The organism is Acidovorax sp. KPB24-03, assembly GCF_057546605.1.
Map to the genome: position 1 here is coordinate 1 of NZ_BAAJYR010000191.1, position 6,626 is coordinate 6,626.

Consider the following 6,626-nt stretch of genomic DNA (forward strand, 5'->3'; position numbering starts at 1 on the left):
CCGTGCGCGCGTCGGAGCGGCCGAAGCCCAGGCGGTCGTACGCGATCACCCTGCGGCCTGTCGTGCGGCACAGCACCGCAGGAAACTCGCGCCACAGGTCCACGCAGCCCAGCGAGTCGTGGAAGAGGACGATGGGCGGCGGCGCGGATGCGTCGGGGCAGGGCGTGGGCCCGGCGGCCCAGCACCGCGCGAACAGGCGGCCGTGCGCGGTGGCGATCCAGTGGTCGGACGGGGCGGGGCCGGGTGGTGCGGAAAGGGGCGTGGAGGAGGGGGCTGCGCTCATGCCGGACCATTGTGTCGCGTCCATTCGAATCGGGTGATGCAGTGCCGTGCCATGCCGTATCGCCGACGCTGGAAGGTGCCGGCCTTTCATGCGGTGCGCACGGCGGTAGGCGTGCCCGGGGCGGGCGCGCGTGCCATGGCGATACGGGATACTCGCTGCCACCGTTTTGGCTTCGCCCAGCCCCTCCCTTCTTTTCCACTTCCCTGCAAGGACCGCCTCTTTGAAATCAGCCAGCGCAAGCACCTTCGACGAGGCGTACTACCAGCGCTTCTACTACGACAAGAAGACCAGCGTGGTGGACCCGCAGCACATGGAGCGCCTGGGCACTTTCGTGTGCAGCTACCTCAAGTACCTGCGGGTGCCGGTGCAGCGCGTGCTGGACGTGGGCTGCGGCATCGGGCTGTGGAAGGGCATCGTGGCGCAGCACTTTCCCGCGGCCAGCTACCAGGGCGTGGAGTTCAGCCCCTACCTGTGCGAGCGCTACGGGTGGCAGCAGGGCTCGGTGGTGGACTACCAGGCCAGCGAGCCGTTCGACCTGGTCATCTGCCAGGGCGTGCTGCCCTACCTGAGCCCGCCCGATCTGAAGGCCGCCCTGCGCAACCTGGGCCAGTTGAGCCGTGGCGCGCTGTATGTCGAGGCCGTGTCCCGCGAGGACTACGAGCGCGACATCATCGACGAAGACCTGACCGATGCGCGCATCTTCCGGCACTCCGCCACGCTGTACCGGCGCGGGCTGCGCGAGGGCGCGCTGGAGCTGGGCGGCGGCCTGTGGCTGAGCCGCCAGGCCGAGGTGCCGCTGTTCGAGCTGGAGCACGTGGGCGGTTGAGTGGGGCCCTCGTCATGGGCAGGGCCATGCGCGCCGTGCAGTGTCGGCCGATGGGCAGCAGGTGCGCCCCTAGAATCTCCCGCATGCATTCCGCCATCGCCCAACACCTGCCGCGCATCGCGGCCATCTGCCAGCGCTTCGGCGTGCGCCGGCTGGAGGTATTCGGCTCCGCAGCCCGTGCGCACGATTTCGATCCGGGCACCAGCGATGTGGATTTTCTGGTGGAGTTCGCCGACAACGCGCCCGTTGGGCTGCACTCGTTTTTCGGCACCAAAGCCGCGCTGGAGCAATTGCTCGGCCGTCCGGTGGACTTGATCGAGCCGGGCGCAGTGCGCAATCCCTACGTACTGGCCAGCATCAACCGCCATCGGGAGCCTGTGTATGTTGCCGCGTGATCCGCGCGCTTTTCTGTGGGATGTGCAGGCGGCGGCAAAGGCCATTCAGAATTTTCTACAGGGCATGGACGCCGAGGCTTACGCCGCCAATGAAATGGCGCAGGCGGCCGTGGAGCGCAAGTTCGAGATCATCGGCGAGGCGCTCGGCCAATTGGCCAGGGCAGACGCCGCACTGGCTGCGCGCATACCGGATCTGGCGCAGATCGTGGCGTTTCGCAACCAGCTGATCCATGGCTACGCCACCATCCGGGTGCACACGGTCTGGACCGTGGCCCAGGACTCGTTGCCAGCCCTCATCGCCACGGTGGCCACCTTGCTGGAAGAGCTGGCTTGACCGATCCCGTGGACCGCATGGCCGGCCACTCCCTCGTCCCCCATGCCGTCTCCCGCCTGCGCACCGAGCGCCTGGCGCGCAGTTCCAAGCCGTTCCTCGCCCGGGGCGGCCCGCGCGGCGAGCGCTGCCCCGGTTGCCGGCTGGTGCCCAGCCACTGCCTGTGCGCCGTGCGGCCCCAGGTCGCCACCCAGGCCGGCATGTGCCTGCTGATGGCCGACATCGAGCCGCTCAAGCCCAGCAACACGGGCTGGCTGATCGCCGACGTCGTGCCGGACACCTTCGCCTTCGGCTGGGCGCGCACGGTGGTGGACCCGGCCCTGCTGGCGCTGCTGCGCGACCCGCAGTGGCAGCCGTATGTGGTGTTTCCTGGCGAGTTCGCGGAGCCTTCGCGGGTGGCGACCCGGGTGGAGCCCACAGAGGTTCCAGCGCAGGGCATGCCGCCGCTGCAACCCCGGCGCCCGCTGTTCGTGCTGCTGGACGCCACCTGGACCGAGGCGCGCAAGATGTTCAGGAAGAGCCCCTACCTGAACCACCTGCCGGTGCTCAGCCTGCAGCCCGAGCAGCTGTCGCGCTACCGGCTGCGCCGCTCCCAGCGCGACGACCATTTCTGCACCTCCGAAGTAGCGGCGATCTGTCTTGAACTGGCGGGCGAGTCGCACGCAGCGCAGACACTGGAGGCCTATCTCGACGTGTTCACCCACCACTACCTGCAGGCCAAGCACCAATTGCCGGTGGAGATGGACGGCGAGGCGCACCGCCGGTTGCGGGCCTTGCGGGCGCGGGGACCGGGCGTTGCGGCGCAGGGGGCCGCGCGGCAAGACGGATGAGGGCGCGGCGGGCTTGGCCGCGCGCTCTGGCACTCTGAAAGCCAGACGGCCCTCTGCTTCATTTCCTTCACTTCACCGCTTGCAAACCTCGCAATAGTAGAAGTAAACGTCTTCCTCCCGGCCCTTGACCACCGGCGACAGATAGCCCACGCCGCTGTCGGCCGCGAATGAAAGGCGCACCTGCCGGCCGTCCTTGAATCGCACGTCCACGGGATCGCTGGTGCATTCCCCGAAGGATCCGTAATCGTTCATCACCGCCACCTGCGAGATGGGGATGGCCTGCCGCAGGAAGTTGCGCACATACCGCTCAGTGACGCGGGCCGGCGGCGGCTCGGCCGTGCATGGCTTGCCTTGCGCATCGAAGAATCGCGCACTGGACAACGTGATGCGGCGCACCGGGCCGATGGCGTAGGCGCGGGCTTCCATTCGGCGGCGGTCTTCCTCCCGTTCGGTTGCTGCCGCGGCCTTCGATGCCGATGCGGATGCCGAGCCCCGTGGCGGCGGTGGGTCCATTGGCCCCGAATGGGCCAGGGCAGCCCACGCCAGCCATGGCAGGGTGATGGTTCGCAGGGCGCTTTTCATGGTCATCGGTCGTTCCTGTTCCGAATCGGGCTTTTGGCTTGGCGATGGCTGGTTGGGGCCATCCGGCGGATCAGCCCTGGTTTCTCACCCCCGCCGTGAACGGCCGGCTCAAGAACCGCGAACCCTTCTCCCCGAACCGCCAGGGCACGTCCACCGCCTTGGAGATGCCGATGCGCGGCCCGGCGATCACGTCGGGCGCCGGGTGGCCCGGCGAAGGCTGCAGCAGCGCGAACGGTGGCAGGTGCAGGGACTCGCCGTCCAGGCGTGCGTCGATGCCCAGCGCCTGCGCCAGCCGTCCGGGGCCGGCGCACAGCAGCCGGGCGTCCTGCAGGCCGCGCCGTTCGCGCAGGGTGTCCAGTCCGTGGGTGGGCTCGATGGCCCGCAGCAGCACGCCTGCGCCATGGCCCGCTTCGCGGCACACGGTGTTGACGCACCAGTGCAGGCCGTAGGAGCGGTACACGTAGGCGCAGCCCGGCGGGCCGAACATGGCCGCGTTGCGGGCCGTGGGGCCACCGAAGGTGTGCGAGGCCGGGTCGGTCTGGTCGTAGGCCTCGGTTTCCACGATGCGGCCGCCCACGCCGTCGACCAGCAGCGTCACGCCGATGAGCCGGCGTGCCACCTCGTGCGCTGGGGCGGTGAAGTCGATGTCGGCAAGGGTCAGGGCCAGGGGCAGGTCGTGGGGCATGGGCGTGATGCTAAGACCCGCAGCGGCCGGCGACGGCCGGGCCCTGTGGCATGGGGGCGGCACGCCACGGCGATACTGGCGGGCCGACCGCACCCGCCCGGCCGGCGTTCTGCCGGGTCCAGCGTCTTCCCTTGCTTCTTCAACCAACAGACCCGACCACGAAGGCATGCCCATGAATTTTCCGTCCCACCGATGGCTCCGCGCCGGCTTCGCACTGGTCCTCGCCTGCCTGCTGGCCAGCTCACCCTGGGCGGCCGAACTGAGCGCCAAGCGGCAGGCGCTGCTGATGTCCATGTTCAAGGAAGACGCCGTGCTCACCGAGCAGGTGCACCGCGACTTCTGGGCGGGCGTGGACGTCTCCGACGCCGCCGCCACCGAGGCCGCGCAGGACCGCCTGGCCGCGGCCATGCGCAATTCGATCGAGTACGAGCGCGCGACGGCACTGAGCTACCAGGCCAGCATGAAGCAGCGCAAGCCCGTGGTGAATCCGCGCTACGAGGCGGCGCTGAAGGACCGGCTGGCCATGCTGAAGGCGCGCAACCTGGCGCCCGACGACGTGCTGGCCAAGGACAAGGCGTTTCGCGCCTCGCTGGTGCCGATCTCGCGCGGCAAGCCGTTCGAGGCCGATGGCAAGCGCATCGTGATGACGCCTGCTCTGGTCGATGCGGCATTGCAGCGCGTGGAGGCTTCGCACCAGCGGCTGGAGCGTCTGCTCAATCCGGTGTGGGCCGGTGCCGGGGGCTGACACGGCCCGCGTTGCGGTGCAGCTAATGCACCGAGGTTGGAGGCCTGTTCACTTGACGGAAGGAAAGGTGAAGTCTGCGCCCATCAGCCCTTCACAGGCCTCGCAGTAGAGGTAGTACGTGGTCTGGTGAATTTGCAGCACACCCCAGCCCGTCGCGTTGTCCAGCGACAGCCGGCCTTTTTTCCGGTTCGTCAGTTGCAGTTGCGCTTCGGCCTGGCAGTCGCCCTGGTCCAGACTCTGGAGGTAGTTGTACCGGGCGCTTCGGACGGCATGCTGCCAAAAATAGGCCACCCGGCGGGTGTCGATGGAAAGGTTTTCGCAGTTCGCATCCCCGCCTTGCACGCTGTGTGCGGCGCCCTTGTCGATGTGAATCGCAGAGGGGTGGCCGATGGCGTGGATAGCTTGTGCGGCGGTGGGCGCGTCGGCCTGCGCCGTGTTCGTTCCGCACAGCGCCCAGGCGATGCCCAGCATCGCCACGCCATGAACGCCGCGTTTCCGGCGCCGGGGATTGGTTGTCTTCAAGATCATTGGCATGGACGTGGAGGGTGCTTCATGGATGCGCCCGGCGCAGAAGCATAGACGGTCTTGCCAGGGGGCAAAATGCTCCGATGAAAGCTCCCCCCAGACTCCAGTCCCTCATCGAGGAAGGCCTCATCGACACCGTGGTGCGCCAGCTCATGAGCGGCAAGGAAGCCATGGTGTACGTGGTGCGCTGCGGCGACGAAACGCGCTGCGCCAAGATCTACAAGGAGGCCACGCACCGCAGCTTCCGGCAGGCGGTGGACTACACCGAGAACCGCCGGGTCAAGAACTCCCGCTCGGCCCGTGCGATGGCCAAGGGCAGCAAGTTCGGCCGGCAAGCGCAGGAGGCCGCGTGGCAGAGCGCCGAGGTCGATGCGCTCTACCGCCTGGCGGCAGCCGGCGTGCGCGTGCCGCAGCCGTTCAACTTCCACGAGGGCGTGCTGCTCATGGAGCTGGTGACCGACGCGCACGGCGATGCGGCGCCGCGACTGAACGACGTGGCGTTCACGCCCGAGCAGGCCCGGGCGCACCATGCCACGCTGATCGCCGAGGTGGTGCGCATGTTGTGCGCGGGCGTGGTGCACGGGGACTTGTCCGAATTCAACATCCTGCTCGCCCACATCCCTGGCGCCGGTGCGGACGAAGGCGCCGAGGGCCCGGTCATCATCGACCTGCCCCAGGCCGTGGATGCGGCGGGCAACAACCATGCGCCGCGCATGCTGCTGCGCGACGTGGCCAACCTGCGCGATTTCTTCGGCCAGTTCGCGCCCGAGTTGCGGGCCACCGAATACGGCCCCGAGATCTGGACCCTGTACCAGAGCGGCCAGTTGACGAACGAGACCCCGCTCACCGGCCGCTACGAGCGCCGCCATGCGGATGTGGACCTGCAGGCGGTGATGCGCGAGATCGACGATGCGCGGGCCGAGGATGCGGCGCGCCGGCTGCGCATGGCGGGCGGGTAGCGGCAAGGGCGCGCGCGGGGCGGGGCTCACAAACCTTCACAAAACAGGCGCACGCGCACGGGGGTTGCCCTGCAAAATCGTAGACCGGGCGAAATGGCCGGACTTCCCAGGCGTGCGCCGCCTTGGGGGCCGCCGCCGAGCCCGCGCACGGCCCTGCCGTGCCTTGGCGATGACACCACCGGAGCCGCACCCATGAACCCAGCCACCTGCGCGATCTGCGGCCAGCCCCTGGACGATGCGGCCGAGGGCGCCTATGGCGACTGGGTCGCGTTTGCCGACCACGACAACCACGCGCTGCCCGAGCCTGGAAGCCGGGCGCCCGGTCTGGCCTATTTTTGCGCGGAGCACCTGGCCCTGGCCCGCGAGCGCGCCGCATGGCGTTGCCACGATGCGGTGCAGGCCCTTCCGCCTGCATCGCCGGCGCGCAGGCTGCAAGCGCGGCGCAGGCCCTGTCCGCCCCGGCGC

11 protein-coding genes are annotated in these 6,626 nt (G+C 69.0%); 7 read left to right on the forward strand and 4 right to left on the reverse strand.

Going from position 1 to position 6,626, the window contains the following annotated elements:
* The coding region (locus tag AC27KI_RS16645) for an alpha/beta fold hydrolase (protein ID WP_487114814.1) at positions 1–283 on the reverse strand (283 nt) is incomplete at its 3' end.
* A 220-nt stretch (positions 284–503) separates the two neighbouring features.
* On the opposite strand from AC27KI_RS16645, the gene AC27KI_RS16650 reads away from it, so the two are divergent.
* The 4 genes from AC27KI_RS16650 (at position 504) to AC27KI_RS16665 (ending at position 2,665) form a co-directional block, all read left to right on the forward strand.
* Entirely contained in the window at positions 504–1,109 is a 606-nt protein-coding gene (locus AC27KI_RS16650; protein ID WP_272566652.1) for a class I SAM-dependent methyltransferase, read from the forward strand.
* Positions 1,110–1,192: 83 nt separating this feature from the next.
* Positions 1,193–1,504 carry a nucleotidyltransferase family protein gene (locus AC27KI_RS16655; protein ID WP_284406437.1) on the forward strand — a complete coding sequence of 104 codons (312 nt, stop codon included), beginning with the start codon at positions 1,193–1,195 and terminating at the stop codon, positions 1,502–1,504.
* Complete coding sequence (locus AC27KI_RS16660) at positions 1,491–1,838, forward strand: HepT-like ribonuclease domain-containing protein (RefSeq protein WP_272566656.1); 348 nt, start codon at positions 1,491–1,493, stop codon at positions 1,836–1,838. Before AC27KI_RS16655 ends, AC27KI_RS16660 begins: the two co-directional genes overlap by 14 nt.
* A 17-nt stretch (positions 1,839–1,855) precedes the next feature.
* A complete protein-coding gene (locus tag AC27KI_RS16665) occupies positions 1,856–2,665 on the forward strand; it encodes a tRNA-uridine aminocarboxypropyltransferase (protein ID WP_487114824.1) in 810 nt (269 codons plus the stop codon).
* Between the two features lie 72 nt (positions 2,666–2,737).
* Here the strand turns inward: AC27KI_RS16665 and AC27KI_RS16670 are convergent, their stop codons facing one another.
* Together AC27KI_RS16670 and AC27KI_RS16675 are read right to left on the reverse strand one after the other, a co-directional pair.
* A complete protein-coding gene (locus tag AC27KI_RS16670) occupies positions 2,738–3,253 on the reverse strand; it encodes a hypothetical protein (protein ID WP_487114816.1) in 516 nt (171 codons plus the stop codon).
* Between the two features lie 64 nt (positions 3,254–3,317).
* A complete protein-coding gene (locus tag AC27KI_RS16675) occupies positions 3,318–3,932 on the reverse strand; it encodes a DNA-3-methyladenine glycosylase (protein WP_487114818.1) in 615 nt (204 codons plus the stop codon).
* 172 nt (positions 3,933–4,104) lie between these two features.
* Between AC27KI_RS16675 and AC27KI_RS16680 the strand changes: the two genes are divergently transcribed.
* A complete protein-coding gene (locus AC27KI_RS16680) occupies positions 4,105–4,677 on the forward strand; it encodes a hypothetical protein (RefSeq protein WP_284401716.1) in 573 nt (190 codons plus the stop codon).
* A 48-nt stretch (positions 4,678–4,725) separates the two neighbouring features.
* On the opposite strand, the gene AC27KI_RS16685 is transcribed toward AC27KI_RS16680, so the two are convergent.
* Positions 4,726–5,148 carry a hypothetical protein gene (locus tag AC27KI_RS16685; RefSeq protein WP_487114820.1) on the reverse strand — a complete coding sequence of 141 codons (423 nt, stop codon included), beginning with the start codon at positions 5,146–5,148 and terminating at the stop codon, positions 4,726–4,728.
* A gap of 137 nt (positions 5,149–5,285) precedes the next feature.
* Here AC27KI_RS16685 and AC27KI_RS16690 point away from each other — a divergent pair, with 137 nt between their 5' ends.
* Positions 5,286–6,161 carry a PA4780 family RIO1-like protein kinase gene (locus AC27KI_RS16690; RefSeq protein ID WP_284407374.1) on the forward strand — a complete coding sequence of 292 codons (876 nt, stop codon included), beginning with the start codon at positions 5,286–5,288 and terminating at the stop codon, positions 6,159–6,161.
* A 192-nt stretch (positions 6,162–6,353) separates the two neighbouring features.
* A partial coding sequence (locus tag AC27KI_RS16695) for a hypothetical protein (protein WP_487114822.1) occupies positions 6,354–6,626 on the forward strand: 273 nt, incomplete at its 3' end.